This window comes from Delftia sp. K82, from assembly GCF_002193035.1.
Classification (GTDB): domain Bacteria; phylum Pseudomonadota; class Gammaproteobacteria; order Burkholderiales; family Burkholderiaceae_C; genus Comamonas; species Comamonas acidovorans.
Genome location: NZ_MYFL01000001.1, coordinates 1,089,773 through 1,110,749, shown reverse-complemented (window position 1 = coordinate 1,110,749; position 20,977 = coordinate 1,089,773). Strand labels below are relative to the sequence as shown.

General features: G+C 68.2%; 18 protein-coding genes and 1 pseudogene. 6 read left to right on the top strand and 13 right to left on the bottom strand.

Annotation, left to right across the window (positions count from 1 at the left end; translation table 11 throughout):
* Positions 1–165 precede the first annotated feature (165 nt).
* Positions 166–1,455, top strand: coding sequence for an O-acetylhomoserine aminocarboxypropyltransferase/cysteine synthase family protein (locus KDK82_RS04845; RefSeq protein WP_034395982.1), 1,290 nt, complete (start codon positions 166–168; stop codon positions 1,453–1,455).
* Between the two features lie 63 nt (positions 1,456–1,518).
* Here the strand turns inward: KDK82_RS04845 and KDK82_RS04840 are convergent, their stop codons facing one another.
* The 4 genes from KDK82_RS04840 to KDK82_RS04825 form a co-directional block, all read right to left on the bottom strand.
* Positions 1,519–2,571: a hypothetical protein gene (locus tag KDK82_RS04840; protein ID WP_088164150.1), complete on the bottom strand. Its 1,053-nt coding sequence runs from the start codon at positions 2,569–2,571 to the stop codon at positions 1,519–1,521.
* An 86-nt stretch (positions 2,572–2,657) separates the two neighbouring features.
* On the bottom strand, positions 2,658–3,956 hold the full coding sequence (gene egtB / locus KDK82_RS04835; RefSeq protein ID WP_088164149.1) for an ergothioneine biosynthesis protein EgtB: 1,299 nt from the start codon (positions 3,954–3,956) through the stop codon (positions 2,658–2,660).
* On the bottom strand, positions 3,943–5,001 hold the full coding sequence (egtD, locus tag KDK82_RS04830; RefSeq protein ID WP_088165431.1) for an L-histidine N(alpha)-methyltransferase: 1,059 nt from the start codon (positions 4,999–5,001) through the stop codon (positions 3,943–3,945). The genes egtB and egtD overlap by 14 nt, the downstream gene beginning before the upstream one ends.
* Positions 5,002–5,389: 388 nt before the next feature.
* On the bottom strand, positions 5,390–6,004 hold the full coding sequence (locus tag KDK82_RS04825) for an OmpW family protein (RefSeq protein ID WP_013801530.1): 615 nt from the start codon (positions 6,002–6,004) through the stop codon (positions 5,390–5,392).
* A gap of 215 nt (positions 6,005–6,219) precedes the next feature.
* Between KDK82_RS04825 and KDK82_RS32600 the strand changes: the two genes are divergently transcribed.
* Together KDK82_RS32600 and KDK82_RS04820 are read left to right on the top strand one after the other, a co-directional pair.
* Positions 6,220–6,357, top strand: coding sequence for a hypothetical protein (locus KDK82_RS32600; protein WP_179217846.1), 138 nt, complete (start codon positions 6,220–6,222; stop codon positions 6,355–6,357).
* Between the two features lie 173 nt (positions 6,358–6,530).
* Positions 6,531–7,151 (top strand): glutathione S-transferase family protein, encoded by a 621-nt coding sequence (locus KDK82_RS04820; protein WP_088164148.1) that lies wholly within the window; start codon positions 6,531–6,533, stop codon positions 7,149–7,151.
* 127 nt (positions 7,152–7,278) lie between these two features.
* Here the strand turns inward: KDK82_RS04820 and KDK82_RS04815 are convergent.
* Positions 7,279–7,476, bottom strand: a pseudogene (locus KDK82_RS04815) (nucleotidyltransferase); the annotation flags it as partial.
* A 292-nt stretch (positions 7,477–7,768) separates the two neighbouring features.
* Between KDK82_RS04815 and KDK82_RS04810 the strand changes: the two are divergent.
* Complete coding sequence (locus tag KDK82_RS04810; protein WP_012206639.1) at positions 7,769–8,023, top strand: hypothetical protein; 255 nt, start codon at positions 7,769–7,771, stop codon at positions 8,021–8,023.
* A 37-nt stretch (positions 8,024–8,060) separates the two neighbouring features.
* Here the strand turns inward: KDK82_RS04810 and KDK82_RS04805 are convergent, their stop codons facing one another.
* The 8 genes from KDK82_RS04805 to KDK82_RS04770 all read right to left on the bottom strand — a co-directional run bounded on the left by KDK82_RS04805 (position 8,061) and on the right by KDK82_RS04770 (position 19,167).
* Positions 8,061–8,867 (bottom strand): lipopolysaccharide assembly protein LapB, encoded by an 807-nt coding sequence (locus KDK82_RS04805; protein WP_088164147.1) that lies wholly within the window; start codon positions 8,865–8,867, stop codon positions 8,061–8,063.
* 32 nt (positions 8,868–8,899) lie between these two features.
* Positions 8,900–9,508: a hypothetical protein gene (locus KDK82_RS04800; protein ID WP_088164146.1), complete on the bottom strand. Its 609-nt coding sequence runs from the start codon at positions 9,506–9,508 to the stop codon at positions 8,900–8,902.
* A gap of 307 nt (positions 9,509–9,815) precedes the next feature.
* Entirely contained in the window at positions 9,816–10,793 is a 978-nt protein-coding gene (locus KDK82_RS04795; protein WP_088164145.1) for a DUF808 domain-containing protein, read from the bottom strand.
* A 128-nt stretch (positions 10,794–10,921) separates the two neighbouring features.
* Positions 10,922–12,154 carry a VWA domain-containing protein gene (locus tag KDK82_RS04790; protein ID WP_034396011.1) on the bottom strand — a complete coding sequence of 411 codons (1,233 nt, stop codon included), beginning with the start codon at positions 12,152–12,154 and terminating at the stop codon, positions 10,922–10,924.
* A complete protein-coding gene (locus KDK82_RS04785) occupies positions 12,151–14,742 on the bottom strand; it encodes a DUF5682 family protein (RefSeq protein WP_088164144.1) in 2,592 nt (863 codons plus the stop codon). The genes KDK82_RS04790 and KDK82_RS04785 overlap by 4 nt, the downstream gene beginning before the upstream one ends.
* Positions 14,743–14,793: 51 nt before the next feature.
* The gene (locus KDK82_RS04780; RefSeq protein WP_012206645.1) at positions 14,794–15,876 is read right to left on the bottom strand and encodes an AAA family ATPase; all 1,083 of its coding nucleotides are present in this window, start codon (positions 15,874–15,876) and stop codon (positions 14,794–14,796) included.
* Positions 15,877–15,946: 70 nt separating this feature from the next.
* Positions 15,947–17,710 carry a DUF5691 domain-containing protein gene (locus KDK82_RS04775; protein WP_088164143.1) on the bottom strand — a complete coding sequence of 588 codons (1,764 nt, stop codon included), beginning with the start codon at positions 17,708–17,710 and terminating at the stop codon, positions 15,947–15,949.
* The gene (locus KDK82_RS04770; protein WP_088164142.1) at positions 17,707–19,167 is read right to left on the bottom strand and encodes an SWIM zinc finger family protein; all 1,461 of its coding nucleotides are present in this window, start codon (positions 19,165–19,167) and stop codon (positions 17,707–17,709) included. The genes KDK82_RS04775 and KDK82_RS04770 overlap by 4 nt, the downstream gene beginning before the upstream one ends.
* A gap of 152 nt (positions 19,168–19,319) precedes the next feature.
* Here KDK82_RS04770 and KDK82_RS33075 point away from each other — a divergent pair, with 152 nt between their 5' ends.
* Both KDK82_RS33075 and KDK82_RS04765 read left to right on the top strand, forming a co-directional pair.
* Positions 19,320–19,451, top strand: a complete 132-nt coding sequence (locus KDK82_RS33075) for a hypothetical protein (RefSeq protein ID WP_256974396.1) — start codon at positions 19,320–19,322, stop codon at positions 19,449–19,451.
* 194 nt (positions 19,452–19,645) lie between these two features.
* A complete protein-coding gene (locus KDK82_RS04765) occupies positions 19,646–20,965 on the top strand; it encodes a putative DNA modification/repair radical SAM protein (RefSeq protein ID WP_088164141.1) in 1,320 nt (439 codons plus the stop codon).
* Positions 20,966–20,977: the final 12 nt, after the last annotated feature.

Below are 20,977 nucleotides of genomic sequence, written 5' to 3'. Positions count from 1 at the left end.
CGCATCGTTGGGCACCGGAGGCCGGCACGCCACAATGCCAACCGTCCTCCGCTAGTAAAACCTCAGGACTTACGCAAACAGGATGCGGGAACGCGCCGCTCCCCCATGGCAAATGGCCCGCCCGTGCCCTTCCTGCGTAAGCCGTCACCAGAAAGGCAATCTTCCATGCGCATCGAAACCCTGGCCGTCCACGCCGGCTACTCGCCCGACCCCACCACCAAGTCGGCCGCCGTGCCCATCTACCAGACCGTGGCCTACGCCTTCGACAGTGCCCAGCATGGCGCCGACCTGTTCGACCTCAAGGTGGCCGGCAACATCTACACGCGCATCATGAACCCCACCACCGACGTGCTGGAAAAGCGCGTCGCGGCGCTGGAAGGCGGCATTGCCGCCGTGGCCGTGGCCTCGGGCATGGCCGCCATCACCTATGCCATCCAGGCGATTGCCGAGGCCGGCGACAACATCGTCTCGGCCAGCACGCTCTACGGCGGCACCTACAACCTGTTCGCCCACACCTTCCCGCAGCAGGGCATCACGGTGCGCTTTGCCGATCCGCGCGACCCGGCCAGCTTTGCCCAGCACATCGATGAGAAGACCAAGGCCATCTTCATCGAGTCCATCGGCAACCCGCTGGGCAATGTCACCGACATCCGCGCGCTGGCCGACGTGGCCCATGCCCATGGCGTGCCGCTGATCGTGGACAACACGGTGCCCAGCCCCTATCTGCTGCGCCCCATCGAGCACGGCGCCGACATCGTCGTGCACTCGCTGACCAAGTACCTGGGCGGCCACGGCAACAGCGTGGGCGGCGCCGTCGTGGACAGCGGCAAGTTCCCCTGGGCCGAGCACAAGACACGCTTCAAGCGCCTGAACGAGCCCGATGTCAGCTACCACGGCGTGGTCTACACCGAGGCCCTGGGCGAGGCCGCCTACATCGGCCGCGTGCGCGTGGTGCCGCTGCGCAATACCGGCGCCGCACTGTCGCCGCACAACGCCTTCCTCATCCTGCAGGGCATCGAGACGCTGGCCCTGCGCATGGACCGCATCTGCGAGAACACCCAGAAGATCGCCGAGACGCTGCAAAAGCATCCCAAGATCGAATGGGTGCGCTACGCTGGCCTGCAGGACCATCCCGACCACGCCCTGGTGAAGAAGCAGCTGGGCGGCCGCGCCTCGGGCATCCTCTCCTTCAGCCTCAAGAACGGCAGCGGCGACAGCGACACGCGCGCCGCCGGTGCGCGCTTCCTGGATGCGCTGCAGCTGTTCACGCGCCTGGTCAACATCGGCGACGCCAAGTCCCTGGCCACGCACCCGGCATCGACCACGCACCGCCAGCTGGACGCCGAGGAGCTTGCCAAGGCCGGCGTGACCGAAGGCATGGTGCGCCTGTCCGTGGGCATCGAGCACATCAGCGACCTGCTGGCCGACCTGGAGCAGGCGCTGGCCAAGGTCTGATTCCCGCGCAAGGGCGGGCCGGACTGCGCGGCGGCCCGGCCCTTGCAGGCAGGCCCTGGCCTGTCAGCGCCGCTTGGCGCGCTCTCGCACTTGCTGCGAGGAGTAGAAGATCAGCGGATCGGGCGTGCGTTGCGGGTTGGCGCAGGGCTCGATGGCATGGCCCTTGGGCGGGGCGCAGCGGGCCAGGTCGCGCAACTGGGCCTGGGTGCGTTCGGCGTGGCGCGCGGCGGTCTCGCCTTCGGACGGGCGGCTGCCGGGCACGATGAGGCGCAGCTCCATCTTGCGGATGGCAGGCTCCACGGCATAGGTGCCCTGGTACTGCATCACCACGCGGCGCTCGGCCAGGTCCACCGTGGCCAGCACGGCGCGCATGGGCACGGGAATCATGGCGCCCGACTGGTAGCGCACCAGCACGAAGGGCGCAAAGGGCTTGGGAATCTTCAGCTCCAGTGTCTGGCCCTTGCCTCCGCGCGCATCGGCGCGCACGCGCAGCTGCCCGCCGTCGGGCAGGTAGCGGTCCAGCCGCCAGCCCGTGGATACACGCTGCGCACCCACGCAGGGCGCGTAGTAGTACTCGGTGGCATCAGCATCCTTGCCCGTGTAGAGCATCTGGGCACCTTCATGCTCGGTGAGCGCCTTGGCGGCCACGTCCGCACCGTCGGCCCTGGCGCCAACCAGCGTGCCGCCCCGCACGAACACGCCTGTGTACGGGAACCAGGTGGTGCGCTGGTTCGCCACGGCGCCATAGGGCTTGCATTCGGTGGACATGCTCTGGTCCTGCATGTCGGCATGGGGGGCCACGGGCTCGCCGCCGTGGCCGCCGCCCTGGTCGGCCAGGCTCAGGCGGCCATCGGCCTCGATGGTGAACGTGGCCTTGGCCACCATGGAGTAGTAGCGGCCGGCAGCGTCTTCGCCGATCAGCAGCAGGCTGGGCAGGGGCGTGAGGTTGGCCACCTCGGGTTCGGCGTGCGGCGCATCGGCCGGGGCCTTGGCGGGCACCTCGGGCCGGGGCTGGTCCTGTGGCTGGCTGGGCGCCGGTGCCTGGGGCGGCGCAGTGGCGCAGCCGGCAAGGACCAGGGACAGCGGCATGGCAAGAACAAGCGAACGCAACAACATGGAACTCCCTCGGATCATTGAGGCCGACGATGCTACTGCATGCGCCGGCGCGCGATGCAATGCCAGGCAACGCGGCACGGGCAGGCTCAGGCCAGGTCCCTTGCCAGCCGCAGGCCGGTCATCTGCCAGCGCGCCTGGGTGGGGAAGAAATTGCGGTAGCTGGCGCGCGCATGGCCGGGCGGCGTGAGGCAGGAGCCGCCACGCAGCACGTACTGGTTGACCATGAACTTGCCGTTGTATTCACCCACCGCGCCCTCGGCCACCACAAAGCCCGGGTAGGCGGTGTAGGCCGACTGGGTCCACTCCCAGACCTCGCCCAGCGCATGGCTGCCGGGCTGCATGGCGCGCGGGTGCACGGGGCCGGGCGGCTCGCCGTGCTGGGGGCGCTGCGCCATCTGCGCGGCAAGGGCCGCCTCCCATTCCGCCTCGGTGGGCAGGCGCGCACCGGCCCAGCGCGCATAGGCATCGGCCTCGAAGTACGAGAGGTGGCAGACGGGCCTGCGCCCGTCCAGCGCCAGCGCGCCATGCAGGCTGAATTCCTGCCACATGCCGTCCATCACGCCGCCGGCCTGGCGCCGCCAGTACCACGGGTGCTCCAGCTGCTGCGCGCAGCGCCAGTCCCAGCCTTCGGCCAGCCACCACTGCGGCTGGGCATAGCCGCCATCCTTGACGAAGCGCAGGAACTCGGCATTGCTCACGGGCCGCTGCGCCATCTCGCAGCCCTGCAGGAACACCTCGTGGCGCGGGCGCTCGTTGTCGAAGGCAAAGCCATCGCCCGCATGGCCCACGGCATGCATGCCGCGCGGCACGGTCAGCCACTGCAGCGGCGGGGGCAATCCATCGGGCTCTTGCGACGCAGGCACGCCCTCTTCCTGCGCCCGGTACGCAGGCCACAGCGGGTGGCAGGACAGCAGGTGCTTGATGTCGGTCAGCAGCAGCTCCTGGTGCTGCTGCTCATGCTGCAGGCCCAGCTCCAGCAGCGCGGCCAGCCGTGCAGGCGGCTGCGTGCCCCAGTCCTCGAACATCTGCAGCATGCGCTGGTCCACGGCCTCGCGGTAGGCCAGCACCCGCGCCAGCGAGGGGCGCGTCAGCAGCCCGCGCTGGGCACGCGGATGCCGCTCGCCCACCTGCTGGTAGTAGGAGTTGAACAGCACGCGAAAGTCGGCATCGAAGGGCGGCATGCCGGGCGCGTGCTCGGCCAGCACAAAGGTCTCGAAGAACCAGGTGGTATGCGCCAGATGCCATTTGGCCGGGCTGGCGTCTGGCATGGACTGCACGCAGGCATCCTCGGCCGACAGGGGCGCGGCCAGCAGCACGGTGCTCTGGCGCACGGCCTCGTAGCGCTGCACCCAGCGGAAGACGGCGGGCATTTCACGCATGGGCATGGATCACGGCAAACCACTGGCGCTCATCCGTCCAGACTTGGCAGGACCCGAAGCCCGCGCAGGCCAGCATGCCCAGGAATTCGGGCAGCGGGTACTTGTAGCTGTTTTCGGTGTGGATGGTCTCGCCGGCCGAGAAATGCCGCAGCCCCTGCGGCCAGCCCACGATCAGCGGGCGGCGCGCGCGCAGGTGCATCTCGATGCGCGAATGCTCGGCGTTGAAGAAGGCCACATGCTCCCAGTCGTCCGGGTTGAAGTCGCTGCCCAGCAGGCTGTTGACGTGGCTGAGCAGGTTCAGGTTGAAGCGCGCCGTCACGCCCTGTGCATCGTCATAGGCGGGCTCCAGCCATTGCGTGGACTTGGGCAGGTCTATGCCGATCAGCAGGCCGCCGTCGTCGTTGACCATGGCACGCATCTGGCCCAGCATGCGCTGGGCCTGTACCGGGTCGAAATTGCCGATGGACGAACCCGGATAGAACAGCAGCCGCCCGGCCTGCGGGATATGGGGCGGCAGGGTCAGCGGCTCGGTGATGTCGGCCGTGACGGCATGGGTCTGCAGCTGCGGAAACTCCTCGGCCAGCCGGCGCACGGACTGGCGCAGGAACGCGCCCGCAATGTCCACGCCCACGAAATGCCGTGGCCGCAGGCTGCGGCACAGGCCGCGCACCTTCTCGCAATTGCCGGCGCCCAGCTCGATCAGCACCTCGCTGCCGCGCAGGGCCTCGGCCATGGCGGCGCCAGAGTCGGCCAGGATGGCGGTCTCGGTGCGCGTGGGGTAGTACTCGGGCAGCCGCGTGATCTGCTCGAACAGGTCGCAGCCGCGCGCGTCGTAGAGGTATTTGGGAGAGACCTGGGCCTGGGGCTGCATCAGCCCGTGCTGCAGTTCGGCGCGGGTCGCGCGCAGTGCGTGGTCCGCCCATTCCGGGGCCGCCTCGCGCCTGCTGCCCTGGGCGGGCGCACGCGGCGCCGAAGGCAAAGGCAGCGGCACGCGCTGGGCGCGCGATGCCAGGGCAGAGGAAGACACGGTCGAGTCGTGGGCAGACAGCATGGTGGGGGCCTCGCGTTGTGCGCCGCCCGCCGCAGCATGGTGAATGCCGCATCCCGGCTTGCAGCAGGGCGCGGTCGCCAAGGGGCGGACAGCCAATGGTGACTGACGCCTGCAAACGGCAAGCGAGCCTCGCAAGACTCGCACCGGCAGGCCGAGGCACCAGCCTAGGCGCCTGCCCATGGCATGCGGGTAGGACAGTTTCCACCGCGCGTGATTTTTTCGTGACCTGTCCGGTGGTGCGCCGCAGCATGTCAGCAGCAGGCGAAAGCACCGGTTCGGACGAAAAAAATCCGGTATGCCGCGAACGGCATACCGGACCAAGTACCCATCCTTGCCTCACTACGCGCTGCCGGATGAAGCAGCGCGTGCCTCACTCATGATCAGGAGATCAGAAGCGATAGCCCAGTCCCACACCGACCAGCACCGGGTTCACCTTGAAGGTGCCCACCTTGGTGCCGGCGGAGCTCACGTCCGTTTCAATGAAGACCTTCTTCACGTCGAAATTCAGCGACCAGTTCTTGTCCAGCGCGTAGTCGAAACCGATCTGCAGCGCGCCGCCGAAACTGTTCTTCTTGATCGAGGGGTTCAGCGCGGCCTGCACGGCAGGGTTGAAGCTCACGCTCGAAAAGCGGGTGTAGTTCACACCGGCGCCGACGTAGGGCTTGAAGGCGCCGAAATTGGTGAAGTGGTATTGCGCCAGCAGCGTGGGCGGCAGGTGCTTGAGGCTGCCGATCTGGCCCAGGCCGTTGGCACGCAGGTCGTGCTTTTGCGGGTAGGTCAGCACCAGCTCGGCCGCGATGTTGGGCGTGAAGAAGTAGGACACGTCCAGTTCGGGCATCCACTTGTTGTTGATCGACAGACCCAGACCCGTGCTGTCCTTGTTGGCGCTGTCCAGATTCACGGCGCGCACGCGCACCATCCAGGGGCCTTCGGCCTGCTGCGCAAACGCGGCACCCGACGACAGGGCGCAAACGGCAGCAACGGCGAGCAGAGTTCTTTTCATGATGGAGAGTCTTGGAGTAGCCCGGGGCAAATCCCGTAGCTGTATTGCATCAGGGGCGGACGTGGCCGATCTTGTCCTAGCTCAAACCCGAAGGTGCGCAGCCCCGCATGGCCGGATCGCGTTGGATGCATGCAACGCATTGCGCGGCGGGCCAGCGGCAACCGATTCGAGCTGCCTGGCTTGAGGTTTGAGCTGCGAGGTCGTGGCTGCATTGGTTGATTGACTACGTCCTCGCTGGACGCATGCTGTTTCGCCTCGGCGATGCCCTGGACATCACGCCGTCTGCATTGATCAAGGATGTGGAAAAGCGCCTGAAGGTGATCGGTCAGGGCAGTGACCCGGCCGGCGATTGACGGCTCCTTTCGACAGAACGGGAAGCCGGGCGCTGGAACACCCAGGGCCGGCATAAGCAAAGACGCAGATGCCGCTTGCACGCCCATGCAATACGCACTAATTTGGAGGGCCGGCCCGGCCATCGGCGCCGACGGCAGAATCTGGACGTATCCCATCCCTACCCGTCTCTTTCATGACCACCCTCAAGCTCTACTACGCGACCGGCACCTGCGCCCTGGCCACCCGCATCGCCCTGATCGAAGCCAATGCGCCGCACGAAGTCATCAAGCTCGACTTCCCCAAGGGCGAGCAGCGCAGCCCCGAATACCTGGCCATCAATCCCAAGGGCCGCGTGCCCGCCCTGGTGACCGAGCGCGGCGTGCTCACCGAAACGCCGGCCCTGCTGGCCTACGTTGCGCGCCGCTTCCCCGAGGCCCGGCTCGCCCCGCTGGACGATGCGTATGCCTTTGCCCACATGCAGGATTTCCACAGCTACCTGTCCTCCACCGTGCACGTGGCCCACGCCCACGGACGCCGCGCAGGCCGCTGGGCCGATGACGAAGCGGCCATTGCCTCCATGCAGCGCAAGGTGGCAGCCAACATGGCCGAATGCTTTGGCGTGATCGAGCGCCATTACCTGGGCGATGCGCCCTGGGTGCTGGGCTCGGACTATTCCGTGGCCGACGCCTACCTGTTCACCATTGCCGGCTGGCTGGAAGGCGACGGCGTGGACATCGCCGGCTTCCCCAAGGTGCAGGCGCATTTCAAGCGCATGGGCGAGCGCGCTGCCGTGCGCGGGGCGCTGGGAAGCTGAGAGGGGGAGGCTGCCCGCGATACCCTCAATGAAGGTGCTTGGTCAGGTATCTATCGCAGGTTTGCGGCAGATGCCGTTCACTTGCCGATTCATCAGGAAGGAACGCTGGCGCGCAATGCCTTGCCCACATCGGCAGCGCCTCGGCCAGCACCTGGCTGCGGAAGGCCTCCAGCAAGGCATTGGGCGTCAGCCCATCGACCGACACGCCCAGCAGGCGCTGCAGTTCCTCCTGGATGGCGGCCACATGCATCAGGGTCGCACGGTGGGACTCGACCACATGGCGAATCCCGGTACGGTTCAAAGCCAGCGCTTCGGAAAGTTTCATGCATTCCTCGCCATGCATGGCCATCGCACAGCAGATGCCGCGTCGAGTGCATCCACTCCAGGTCGCCGGGTCAAAGCGCCCTGCAACCGCCTCGGCACATCCGCCACATTCAACAGAAAACCCATCATCTCTGAAAGCCATTCGTAAATTCCCCTTGGCAGTCCACCAAGCCCCGGGCCTCTACCGCCGTCCCCAAGCCTTGCCTACAGTCGCCAGGACAGGCAGGGGCGTTGCACAAGGCGGCGCCTTTTCGCCATTCCAGAAACGACGGATTCAGACGACAGGGTGGAACATGCAAAGACAAGCCAGGGTGATTGCCATCAACAACCAGACAGGGCTCATCGGCCTGCAGCCGGAGGGAGAGGACAGCTGCGTGCTGGCGCAGCAGCTCGATACCCGCCCCGTGAATACGGGCCAGATGCTGTCAGGGGAGATGGACAGCGTGGGCATGGAGACGTTTGTGAACGCGCAGACGCAGGACCGCATCGAGGTCTTCGTGGAGGCCTACGGGCTGTCTGCGGAGGCCGTGGAGCTCGCCCTGCGCTGAGCGGGCTGCAGGGCGGGTGAAGGTGCAGGTGCCAGCGTCAAGGCCGCGCCCACTGCGCCAGCGTGTGCCGCGCCAGGGCCTCGACATCCAGCGGAGACTGCGGGTCTAACGCAAGCTCTCCCAGCATCACCATGGCCTCGGGGATCTGGTTGCGTTCACGCAGCACCATGGCCTTGTTCAGGAGCAGAAAGCCGCGGGTCTCGGCATCGGGGTCAGCCTTCAGGCCGCTGTCCAGCAGGGCGAGACGTTTTGCGGGGTCGTCCTCCAGATGGGCGGCGGTCTTCCAGGCGGGAGCGAAGCCGGGCGTCTCGCGGGTCATGGCCAGCGCGGCCTGGCGCGCCTTGTCGCGGTCGGTTTCCCACTCCAGGGCAAGGTAGCGCAGGTAGGTGCCTTGGGGGAGCTTGCCGTCACGCTCCATGCGCAGGCTGTGCACGGCCGTCTTGGCGGTGAAGAAGCCCCTGGGCGCCAGTGCATCCACGCGCCGGTAACGCCGATAGGCCGCGTCAAAGTCCTTTTGCAGCAGGTAGGTGAATGCAGCGTCGTAGATGGGATAGGGCCAGCGGGGCGCCAGCTTCGAGGCAGTCTCGAAATGTGCCAGGGCGGCGCGGTAATCGCCGTTCTGCCCTGCAGCGCGGCCCAAGGCATGGGCATCGCGCGCGGCCTGGCTGACGGGTGTGGCGGAGGGTAGCTCCCAACTGAAGCGGCCATCGGCCTTGTCCAGGTCGCTGCGCCTGAGCACGCGGCCGGCGCTGTCCTTGAACACGATGTCGTCGGCCGCCAGGGCAGGCGCCGGCGCCAGCAGTTGCAATGCCACAGCCGCGGCAGCAAGCAAGGAGAACTTCATGGTGTATCGGGCCTTGTTGGGAAGCCCCGATATTAGGGCGCAGCCCCTGTGGTGCTGACGGCAGGCAGGGATTCCACTGCGCAGGCAGCCGGGGCAGGCCGGCTCCTGGCCCGGCCGCGCTTGCGGGCAAGGTGATTCATTTGCCATTCCAGCGATTCGGTGTCGAAGTCGAAGGCGTCGAGCAAGGCAATGGCTTTTCGGGCCTCCCTGAAGTCGATATCCGTGATGGGCGGGCCATGCCTCAGCGACAGGTCATGCTTGAGCAGCCACTCCTGAAGATCGGCCAGGGCGATGATGGAGACGCCCTGGTTGATGAGCTGTGACGCGCTGACCTGCGCGAGCACGGCCGGCGTCAGTTGCCTGGATGAGCGCAGGCCCAGCACCTGCTTGAGCTTGGCCACCAGCGGCGTGCGCAGCTCGAACTGGGGCAGGCTCTCGAAGTGGGCCAGGGATTCGAGGTACAGCTGCGGCTCCGCTTGGATGGCGGCCAGGTCGTTGGGCAGATGCAGCAGCTCGCAGATGCGGTTGAGCGCCGTGCGCGCGCGCTCGGTGCTGAGTTTCTCGGCCCTGCCCGCTTGCGCGAGCGTGCAGCCGGCGATGACGGACCGCAGCACGCTGGCCTTGGTGAGGTTGGAAATCATGAAGTCCCCCTGATGAACACCCAAGGACCGGTGCGGATGCGAATTCAGCCGCCCGGTCCCGACAACGGCTCCGCTGCGGCAATGGGCCGTTCCCGGAGCCTCGGCGGCCGGCAGGCGCAAACACATTGCGCCGCCGCCAAGGGACAGGAGGACGCCTGGCCTTGCGGAGTTCCAGGGGGAATGCATGTGCTTGCGCCCACAGTCAAATGCGATGCGCCGAAGCGAAAATTCCATGCAAACGGGGGCCGTCCGGCCCCCGTGGCGTGCCTTGCCGACTCCAGGGCCGGCCGGCGATGTTTGCCGCGACTCAGCGGCGGCGCAGACGCTTGATGCCTTCGACAGCCGCCAGCACGATGGCGCCGGCCACGATGCCGGCCACCGCGTTGAGCACATTCACCGCCAGCACGCGCCACAGGCCGCCCAGCGCGCCCTGGGCCACGGCATCGCCCAGGCCTTCCACGGCGTGGTGCAGCGCAGGCACGCCGTGCACGAGGATGCCGCCACCCACCAGGAACATGGCGGCCGTGCCCGCAACGGACAGCCCCTTCATCAACCAGGGCGCGGCGGCGACGATGCCCCGGCCCAGCGCACGGGCCGCGGCGCTGGCACGCTGGCCCAGCCACAGACCCAGGTCATCGAGCTTGACGATGCCGGCCACCAGGCCATAGACGCCCACGGTCATGATGAGGGCAATGCCCGCCAGCACGGCCACCTGCTGCCCGAACGGGGCGGCGGCCACGGTGCCCAGGGTAATGGCGATGATCTCGGCCGAGAGGATGAAGTCGGTGCGCACGGCGCCCTTGATCTTGTCCTTTTCCATGGCGACGAGATCGACGCCCGCATCGGCATTGGCCTGGGTCAGGCGCTCGCGCTCCACGGCATCTTCCTCGGGCGAATGCAGGAATTTGTGGGCCAGCTTCTCGCAACCCTCAAAGCACAGAAAGGCACCGCCCACCATGAGCAGCGGCGTGACAGCCCAGGGAATGAAGGCGCTGATGAGCAGCGCCGCAGGCACCAGGATGGCCTTGTTGATCAGCGAACCCTTGGCCACGGCCCAGACCACGGGAATCTCGCGCTCGGCGCGCACGCCCGTGACCTGCTGGGCGTTCAGGGCCAGGTCATCGCCCAGCACGCCGGCCGTCTTCTGTGCAGCCACCTTGGTCATGACGGACACATCGTCGGCCATGGCCACGCTCTTGCGTGCCGCGACCTTGGTCATGAGGGCCACGTCGTCCAGGATCGCTGCAATATCGTCCAGCAGCATCAGCAAACCAGCACCAGCCATCGCATTACTCCAGTGAATTGTTCGGGGAACTTCTTTTTGCCTGGGCGCCATCATGGGGCCTGGGCATGTCCTGCCCATGTAGGAGATGCCCGGCGGCCAGCCCTGTCACGGGGCCGACCGGCCGTCCGTCACTTGCTGGTCTTGAAGCCCTGCCCTGCCGCCCAGGCCGCCACGTCGTCGCGGCGGATGGCGGCGGCCATGAGCTGCGGGAAGGCATCCGGCGTGCAGGCAAACGAGGGCACGCCCAGCGCGGCCAGCTTGGCGGCCAGTTGCGCGTCGTAGGCAGGGGCGCCTTCGTCGCTGAGTGCCAGCAGGGTGATGAACTGCACGCCCGACTCCACCAGTTCGGAGGCGCGGCGCAGCAGGCCGCTTTCCACACCGCCTTCATAGAGGTCGGAGATGAGCACGACGATGGCGTTGCGCGGCTCGCTGATCAGGCCCTGGCAGTAGCCCACGGCACGGTTGATGTCGGTGCCGCCGCCCAGCTGCACGCCAAAAAGCACGTCCACGGGGTCGGAGAGCTTGTCGGTCAGGTCCACCACCGCCGTGTCGAAGACCACCAGACGGGTAGCGACGGCCGGCAGGCTGGCCATGACGGCACCGAAGATGCTGGAGTAGACGACGGAGTTGGCCATGGAGCCGCTCTGGTCTATGCACAGGATGACTTCGCGCTGCGGGCGGCGCACCTTGCGGCCGTAGCCGACCAGGGTCTCGGGCACGATGGTGCGGTAGTCAGGCTGCCAGTGGCGCAGGTTGGCGCGGATGGTGCGGTTCCAGTCGATCTCGGAGTGGCGCGGACGGCGGTTGCGCTGGCTGCGGTCCAGCGCGCCCGAGACGGCGCTGCGCATGGGCTCTTCCAGGCGGCGCATGAGGTCGTCCACCACCTTGCGCACGACGATGCGCGCGGTCTCCTTGGTGTTCTGCGGGATGACGGAGCCCAGGGAGATGAGGTCGGCCACCATGTGCACGTCGGGCTGCACATGCTCCAGCATTTCGGGCTGGAGCATGAGTTCGCGCAGGTTCAGGCGCTCCATGGCGTCGCGCTGCATGACCTGCACGACCTGGCTGGGAAAGTACTTGCGGATGTCGCCCAGCCAGCGCGCCACGCTGGGCGAGGAGTTGCCCCGCCCGCCGCGGCGCGAGAGGCCGCCGTCCTTGTTGTCCTCTTCGTAGAGCGCGGCCAGGGCCTTGTCCATCTCGTCGATGGAGCTGCCCTTTGGGCCCAGCCCGCCGCAGCTGGCCTCGGACGGCTGGCCCAGCACCAGGCGCCAGCGTTGCAGGCGGGTGGTGGGCTGGGGGGCGGTCTCCTGCGGGTCGGCGCCGGCAAGGGGTGCATCGTTCACGGTGGCAGCGGTGTTCATGGCTGGGCCTCCTGCAGGCGGGTCAGCGGTTGCGCGGGCATGTTCAGGCCCAGCAGTTGATCGAGTACGGGAATGGCGAGAATGGCACGCGCCTCGTTCCAGGCGCCGTCGTTCCCATCGCCTGCCGCACCTGCGGCACCCGCGGCACCTGCGGATGCAGCCGCCACGGCCGCACTGCCCTGGCCGCGCCGGGCCTTTTCGCCCAGGCTCTGGCGGTCATGGTTGGAGAAGGCCGAGAAGCTGCGGCGCACCAGGGGCAGGATCTGGGTGAACTGGGTCTCGCCCAGCTGCGCCAGCCAGGCATCGACGGCGCCCCAGATGGCGTCGTCGTGCAGCAGCACCAGGGCCTGGCGGTTGAGAAAGCCGTCCAGCCAGGCGGCAGCGTCCAGCGGCGCCACGCCCAGCGAGAGATTGCGGCCCAGTTGCGTGGCCACGGCCTCGCTGTCCAGGCGGTGGGCATCGAGCAGCAGGCGGCAGGCCGCGCCGCGCAGCAAGGCGGCGCCCGCGTCGCCCATGGCAATGCTGCGCAGGGCGCCGAACCAGGCTTCGCGCGGCTCTTCGGCATCGCGCAGGCGCAGGGCCTCGTGGGCCTGCAGCACCGTGGCCTGCATGTGTCTTGCAGCGTCTTCATCCAGCGCCATGCAGGCCAGGGGCAGGCCGATGGCGGCGCGCAGCGCCATGCTGTCGATCACCGTGGCCAGAGCCTGGGTGTCGGTCTGGCGCACGCTGCCGTAGCGCAGCACATTGGCCAGCGGCGGCAGCGCCTGCATGAGCTGGGAAACATCGCCGGTGCTGGCCGAGCGGTCGGCCAGGTCGTGCATGAGGGCATCGACCAGGTGCGGCAGGTCGGCCAGCAGGGCGTCGTCGATGGTCTTGGCCAGCTCGGGCAGCGGGGTCTCGGGCGTCAGCGCCTGGCGCACCTTGGCGGCGGCGGCCTGCACCAGGGTGCCGCCGTAGCGGCTGGCCTCGATGATGCGCACGGCCAGCTCGGGCTCCCACTGCAGCTGCCAGCTTTCGCGGAAGGTGCCGCGGTTGCGCTGCTGGTCGGTGGTGACGCTGCCCCACTCTATGCCCAGCAGGCGCAGCCGGTGCAGGAAGTGGCTGCGTTCGCGGTCCGTGTCCTTGCGCAGGTCCAGGGCCAGGACCTTGGCGGCCGCCTCGGGCTTGAGGCGCAGGCTTTTTTGCTGCTGCTCGATGTCGCGCTGCAGCGGCACCTGGGGCACGTCGGCGGGCACGCCGCCGATGCGGTCGCCCACGCTGAGTTCGCGCTCGATCAGGCGCAGCGGCGTGCGCTCGCCCATGCTGATGACGGTGACGATGGCCTCGTCCAGCTCGGGCAGGCCGGGGCTGGCATGGCCGCGCAGGGCCGCAAGGCTTTCGGCCAGGCGCGTGGCCTCGATGATGTGGGCGCTGGAGCAGTCCAGGTCCTTGGAGCGCAGCAGATGGGCCACGCGCGCCAGCCAGCCGACGGTGCGCTGGGTGCTGGCGCGTGCCGGGTCGGCAGCAGGTGCGGGCTGAGACAAGGACTCGGGCACAGGCTCGGAGCAGCGCCACAGATGTTCATACCAGCCCGGCGAATCCACGCCCGCGCCATAGCCGCTGGACGAGCACAGGTTGCGGTAGGTCCAGGGCGCCCAGGTGGCCTGGACCTTGGCCTTGGGCAGGCCCTTGAGCGTGGCGGCATCGGCCTTGGCGGTGACCTGGGCCTGCAGGGCAGGCACATGCCATGCGCCGCAGACCACGGCAATGCGCTGGTGGCCGGCCTTGACGGCCTCGCGCATGCACTGGCGCATCCAGGCTTCGCGCAGCGCCTCGCGCTGGGCATGGCGTTCTCCGCGCACTTCGTTGGGCAGCTCGGCGCGCACCACGGTCATGGCTTCGGCAATGCCCTCGAACAGGGTGGCGCCGTCGCCGCGTTCCTCGACCATGCGGTTCCACCAGCTTTCGCCGTCGGGGTAGCCAGCGGCCTCGGCCAGCAGGTCCAGCGGATCGTGCCAGTCCTGCGGGGACTGTGCCGAGGGATCGACTGCAAGGTCGGCAGCCGGCACGGACTGCGTGGTGTCGTCGCGGTCCAGGGCCTCGGCGGCATTGCTCTGGAGCTGGCTGCCGTCTGCCGCAGCGGCGACGGAATCGGAGCCGGTGTCGGAGTCGGAGCCGGTGTCGGCATCCTGGCCTTCATCGGCCGCATCCGCGCCTGCATCAGCTGCATCTGCTGCCGCCGCCTCGGCCCGGCGCCGCTCCTGCTCGGCCATGTCCAGCGCCATGCGGTGGGTCTGGGGCAGGTCGATGAAACGCGTGGCCACGCCCTGGCGCGCCGCCCATTGCAGGGCCTGCCATTCGGGCGAGAACTCGGCATAGGGATAGAAGGCGGCATGGGCCGGGCTGTCCTGCACATAGACCAGCATGGCCACGGGCGGCTGCAGGTCGGCATGCTGCAGCATGGGCAGCAGGGACTCGCCCTCGGGCGGCCCCTCCACCAGCAGGCAGTCGGGCTGCAGCTGCTCCAGGGCCTGCAGCAGGCTGCGCGCGCAGCCCGGGCCATGGTGGCGGATGCCGAAGAAATGAAGCGGATTGGCAGAGGTGGCCATACAGGGGATGCGCAGAGGGTGCGGTCGGTCAGCGGTGCGGGACTGGGGGCTTCAGAGCTGCTCGCGGCAGGCGCGGTACAGGTCCTTCCAGTCGCTGCGTTCCTTGACCACGGTTTCCAGGTATTCCTTCCAGACCACGCTGTCCTGCACCGGATCCTTGATCACGGCGCCCAGCAGGCCCGAGGCCACATCGCCCGCGCGCAGCACGCCGTCGCCGAAATGCCCGGCCAGCGCCATGCCGCTGTTGATGACCGAGATGGCCTCGGCCGTGGACAGCGTGCTGCTGGGCGACTTGACGCGCACGGTCTTGCCGTCTTCGGTCTGGCCGTTGCGCAGCTCGCGGAAGATCTGCACCACGCGGCGCACTTCCTGCAGGGCCGGCGGCTCGGCGGGCAGGGCCAGGGCGCGGCCCTGCTCGGCCACGCGCTTGGTGACGATCTGCACCTCTTCGTCCTGCGAGGCCGGCACGGGCAGGATGACGGTGTTGAAGCGGCGCTTGAGCGCGCTGGACAGCTCGTTCACGCCCTTGTCGCGGTTGTTGGCCGTGGCGATGACCGAGAAGCCCTGCACGGCCTGCACTTCGCTGCCCAGCTCGGGCACGGGCAGGGTCTTTTCGGACAGCACGGTGATCAGCGTGTCCTGCACATCGGCCGGGATGCGGGTCAGCTCTTCGATGCGGGCGATCTTGCCCAGCTTCATGGCATTGACCAGAGGGCTGGGGATCAGCGCCTTCTCGGACGGGCCGTGGGCCAGCAACTGGGCGTAGTTCCAGCCGTAGCGCAGTTGCTCCTCGCTGGTGCCGGCCGTGCCCTGCACCAGCATGGTGGAGTCGCCGCTGACGGCGGCCGACAGGTGCTCGGACACCCAGGACTTGGCCGTGCCCGGCACGCCGTACAGCAGCAGGGCGCGGTCGGTGGCCAGGGTGGAGACGGCGATTTCCATCAGGCGCGGATTGCCGATGTACTTGGGGCTGACTTCAAAGCCGTTGCCGAGCTTGCCGCCCATCAGGTACTGGAGCACGGCCCAGGGCGAGAGCTTCCAGTTGGGCGGACGCGGACGGTCGTCCACCTTGCGCAGGGCTTCGAGTTCTTCGGCGAATTGCTGTTCGGCATGCTGGCGCAGGACTTGGCTCATGGTGTGCTTCCGGGAAGGGGTAAGGGTTGGATTCGGTTCGGTTCGGGGTATGCGGCAGGACGGGCGCGGCTCAGGCCGGGCCGCGCAGGGCGACAAAGGCCTGGTGCAGGCCCAGGCGCAGATCGACGATGCGCTCCAGATGGCCGCGCATGCGCTCCTCGTCCCAGGGCCGCACGCGGCTGCGTTCGAGGCGCGCCTGCTGCTGGGGCGTGAGGGGAATGCTTGCCGGTGCGGCAACTGCAGCGGCTGTGGCGGCAGCGGTGGCCGTGACTGCTGCCGCAGGTTCGGTTTGCGGCTCGGGCTCAGGCTCGGGTTGCGCATCCAGCACCGAGGGCTTGCGCCACAGTTCGGCAAAGCGCTCCAGCGCGGTCACGTCCAGCATGCGCGCACAGGACAGCAGGGCCTGGTCGGCGCGGTAGCTGTGCCAGTTGCCCGTGATCTGCTTGCCGCCCACGGCCACGTGCAGTGCCTCGGTCAGCCGCGCCGACAGCGCGGGCGAGAGCAGTTCGGCACCGCCCAGCGACTGGGACATGCCTTCGATGGCATCGATGAGCTTGTGCCTGTCGCGCTCGAACTGGGCAATCCAGCGGGACTCGCGTTCCTCGCGGGACAACCGGGCCATGAGGGCGGGCAGGAGCGCGTCGTGGCGCATGTCGCGGCCCATGGTCTGGGCGGCATCGATCCATTCCACGTCCAACTGGTATTGCAGGGCCCGCACCCAGCCCTGGCGCAGTGAGGATTTCCAGTCGCTGCGCCGGCTCCACTCCATCACTTCCAGGGGCGTCAGGCCCAGGGCGCGGGTCCAGAAGGACACGGGCGTGAGCTGCACCATCTGCTCCAGCAGCCAAGCCTTCTTGCCGCCACGGTGGTAGGCGTCGGGCTTGAGCGTGATGCCGTCGCGCTCCCATTCCTTGAGGCCTTCTTCGGGAGGCTCCACGATCCACTGGCCCTTGTCGTCCTGCTGCAGCATGGACTGCATCCAGCCCATGACGCGCTGGCTGTGCGCGCTGTCCGGCAGACACGAGAGCATTTGCGCGGCGTTCTCGCGGATCTCCTTGCTGCGGTCGGACAGCAGTTTTTCGAGCAGCGGCTCATCGTCCATGCCCAGCCCGACGGCCAGGGCCTGGACCAGGGGCAGGCGCTCCTTGGCGCCCAGCTCCTTCAGACTGCCTTCCAGCCGCGTGCGGGCCTTGGCGGCATCGGTTGCGCGCTCGCTGCGCAGCAGGGCCACGCGCTGCTCCACCGAGCCCTCCTGCCAGACCAGTTCGGGGTCGGCGGTTTCCTCCACGCCGCTGGCATAGCTCCATTGCGGGTTGAGCGCGCCCAGCCAGCGTCCGCGCTCGCCCAGCACGGGGGCCAGCCACTGGCGCAGTTCCACGGACTGGCGGCCCTGCTCCAGCGCAGGCACCAGCAGATCGTGGGGCAGGCGCTGGCCGGCCTGGTCCAGGGTGCGCAGCATGGAGGCCTGCAGCTCGAACGGGCCGTCCTTGAGCACGTCGCCCATCAGGGTGTGCAGGCGCGCATCGGCAGGCGCGGTGCGCGACTCCGCAGGCGCGGCGGCCGGCACGGCCAGCGGTGCCGTCAGGCGCACCTGCGCGCCAGGCTGCCAGCCGGCCCGCTCGAACACGGCCGCCACGGCGCTGGCGCGCAGCAGTTGCTGGGCAGGCGAGTCACCGGCCACGTCAGCGCGGGGCTGCAGCGCGGCCTGCACGGCCTGCTGCGACCCGCTTGCGGACGGGTCCACGCCCGAAGCCAGCGCAGGCGGCACGGCCAGCCGGTCCGAGCCGACCATGGCCGATTGCTGCAGCGCAGCCCAAAGTTGTGCGTTGCTCATACCGGATCACCCTGGTTCTGCCAGATACATTGCTTGGCGGTTTCACCCTCGCGGGCCTGCCAGGCACTCAGCAGCCGCCAGCGGCCCACGGCCGGGCCGGGCTCCCATTCGCCAAACAGCTGCATGGGCGCACCGCCGCTGAGCGCCAGCAGGCGCCAGGCCTCGGCATCGTCAATGGCCACGGGAACGGGCTGCACAGGCGCGGCAGTGCCTGCAGCAGACACGCCGGGCGCAGCCGCCGATGCGCCCAGCGCATCGGGCCAGGCCGCAAACCATTGGCCCTGGGCAGGCACCAGGCGCAACCCGTCCTGGCACAGCGGCTGCGTGGCCTGCAGCGGGTTGGCGGCAATGCGCTGGCCCAGCCGTTGCAGGACGTCTCCCCCGGCCGAGTTGGCCAGCGGGCTGGCGCCATCGGCAGGCAGCGCAGGCCCGTTGCCATTGGCCGCAATGGCGCGCAGCGGCGCATGGCCCGGATAGAAATTCAGCGCGCAGCCGTAGCGATGGCCCGGCACCCAGGCCGATTCAAAGCCGCGCCCGCCCTGCGCATAGTCCAGCACCAGGGCCATGCGCCCGGTGCGCTGGCCCTGCAGCCAGACGCGCCGCTCCATGAGCCGGCCTTCGCGCTCGATCATGCGCAGGCCGGCCACCAGCCATTCGTCCTCGACCAGTTGGCCCTTGGCCTGCACCTCGGCCTTGTCCATGGGCCAGCCCAGCGCGGCCATCACGTCGGCCTTGACTTCGGGGCTGAGCGATTCGCGGCGGCGCACGGCGTCGATGATCAACTGCCAGTGGCCCAGTTGCACCAGCATGTCGCGCGGCCAGTCTCGGTGGCTGTCCACCAGATCCCTGCAATCCTTGATGCGCGCCGCCATGCCCGTGGCCTGCGCATCGACCATGCGCGCGGCCATGTTGTTCCAGCGCTGGCGCATCTGCGTGTCGCTGGCCTGGTTGGCCAGGCCCGCACGCACCATGTCCTGCATCCACAGCGACAGTTCCTGCAGGCCGGCTTCGACCTTGTCCCAGCGCTTGTCTTCGCGCCTGGCCTGCTGTTTGGCCGCGACCTCGGGATCGGGTGGCGGCTCGGCCGCTGCGGCGGCAGCCTTGGCCTCTTTCTTCTCGGCCTTTTCCTGGCGGCTGTCCAGCCAGGTCTGCACCCAGGCGGGCGGATCAACGCCTTCGGGGACTTGCCCGCCGGCACGCATCAGCATCAGCGCCAGCCCGTGCTTGCAGGGGAATTTGCGGCTGGGGCAAGAGCATTTGAAGGAAGGCCCCGACAGGTCCACCTGGGTCTGGTAGGGCTTGCTGCCGCTGCCCTGGCATTCACCCCAGACCGCCACATCATTGGCGCCCATGGCGGGCCATTTGGCGGGCGATTGCAGGCCCTTGGCGGCCTTGCTGGATGAGGCGTCCGGCGACAGCGCCAGCACTTCGCTCTCTGTTCCTAATACACGCGACACCGAAGCTCCCTCTCCAAGTGTTTGTCATCGCCGGGCGCATTGAATGAAACGGCACTGCCCGGCAAACCCGAAAGCCTATCAGCAATAGTTATCGGCAATTTGAAACAATTCACAACAACACCCAACCTCTCCCCCATGAATGGGAAACCCCCATGGCGCGCAGCCAGCTGCGCTATATCAGCGCGTGCATTGATGGCACCAAGCCATGCCAGCCTTCAGGCATTGCGAAAGACGCAGAAAACACGCATTCACCATTTCCTGCGATGCACATCGCCACCCATTGAAAGCAAGCACTCATTCCGCACTGAAAACGGTTTCACTCCATTGCACTGGCAACCATTGCAATCCGCTGGCCATTGCGATAGCCCGACAGTGCGCTCGACCCGCAGCCAGGCAAGGCCGGACCAGACCCTGGCTGGGGGATGGGCTCTCGAAAAACCGGATGTGCCAGGCAAATATACTGTATATTTATACAGCCATGGAGTTGCAACGCAAACTTTTCATCCTCGCCGACGCCGCCAAGTACGACGCCAGCTGCGCCTCCAGCGGATCGCAGGGGCGCGACTCGCTGGACGGCAAGGGCATGGGCTCGGTCACCGGCATGGGCATCTGCCACAGCTATGCGCCCGACGGGCGCTGCATCTCGCTGCTCAAGATCCTGCTGACCAATGTCTGCATCTTCGACTGCCGCTACTGCATCAACCGCAAGAGCTCCAACGTGCAGCGCGCCCGCTTCACGGTGGCCGAGGTGGTGCAGCTGACGCTGGACTTCTACCGGCGCAACTGCATCGAGGGGCTGTTCCTGTCCAGCGGCATCATCCGCTCTAGCGACTACACCATGGAGCAGCTGGTGGAAGTGGCGCGCCGCCTGCGCGAGGAGCATGACTTTCGCGGCTACATCCATCTGAAGACCATCCCGGATGCCGCCCCCGAATTGCTGGCCCAGGCAGGCCGCCATGCCGACCGCCTGAGCATCAATGTGGAACTGCCCACGGCCAGCGGCCTGGCGCAGTTCGCGCCTGAAAAGGATGGACAGCGCATACGCCAGGCCATGCAGGGCGTGGACCGGCATGTGCAGGCCTGGCGCGCGGCCACGCGCGAGCAGCGCCAGGCGCAGTCCCTGCCCGGCGCGCCCGCGCAGCGCGCCGCCGTGCCCCGCTTTGCGCCGGGCGGGCAGAGCACGCAGATGATCGTGGGCGCCGACCGCGCAACCGATGCCGACATCCTCGAATCCAGCCACACGCTGTATGCGGGCTACGGCCTGCGCCGCGTGTACTACTCGGCCTTCAGCCCCATTCCCGATGCCTCGCGCGATCTGCCGCCGCAGGCTCCTCCCCTCATGCGCGAGCACCGGCTCTACCAGGCCGACTGGCTGATGCGCTTTTACGGCTACGGGGCGGGCGAGATCGCGGCAGCCAGCCGCCACGGCATGCTGGACCTGGAGATCGACCCCAAGCTGGCCTGGGCACTGGCCAACCGGCAGCAGTTCCCCGTGGACCTCAACCGTGCGCCGCGCAGCCTGCTGCTGCGCGTGCCGGGCCTGGGCACGCAGACGGTGGACCGCCTGCTGGCGGCGCGCCGCGTGCGCAGGCTGCGGCTGGACGATCTGCTGCGGCTGCGCGCCCCCGTGCAAAAGGCCCTGCCCTTCGTGCTGATCGACGGCCACCGGCCCCTGCTGGGCGAGACCGACTCGGCCGCGCTGCGCACCCGGCTGATCGCGCAGTCGCAGGCCAGCCAGGCCCAGGCACGGCACAGCGGCATGCGCGTGCAAAGCGCGGTGCAGGCCAGCCTGTTCTAGAACCTGGAGCAC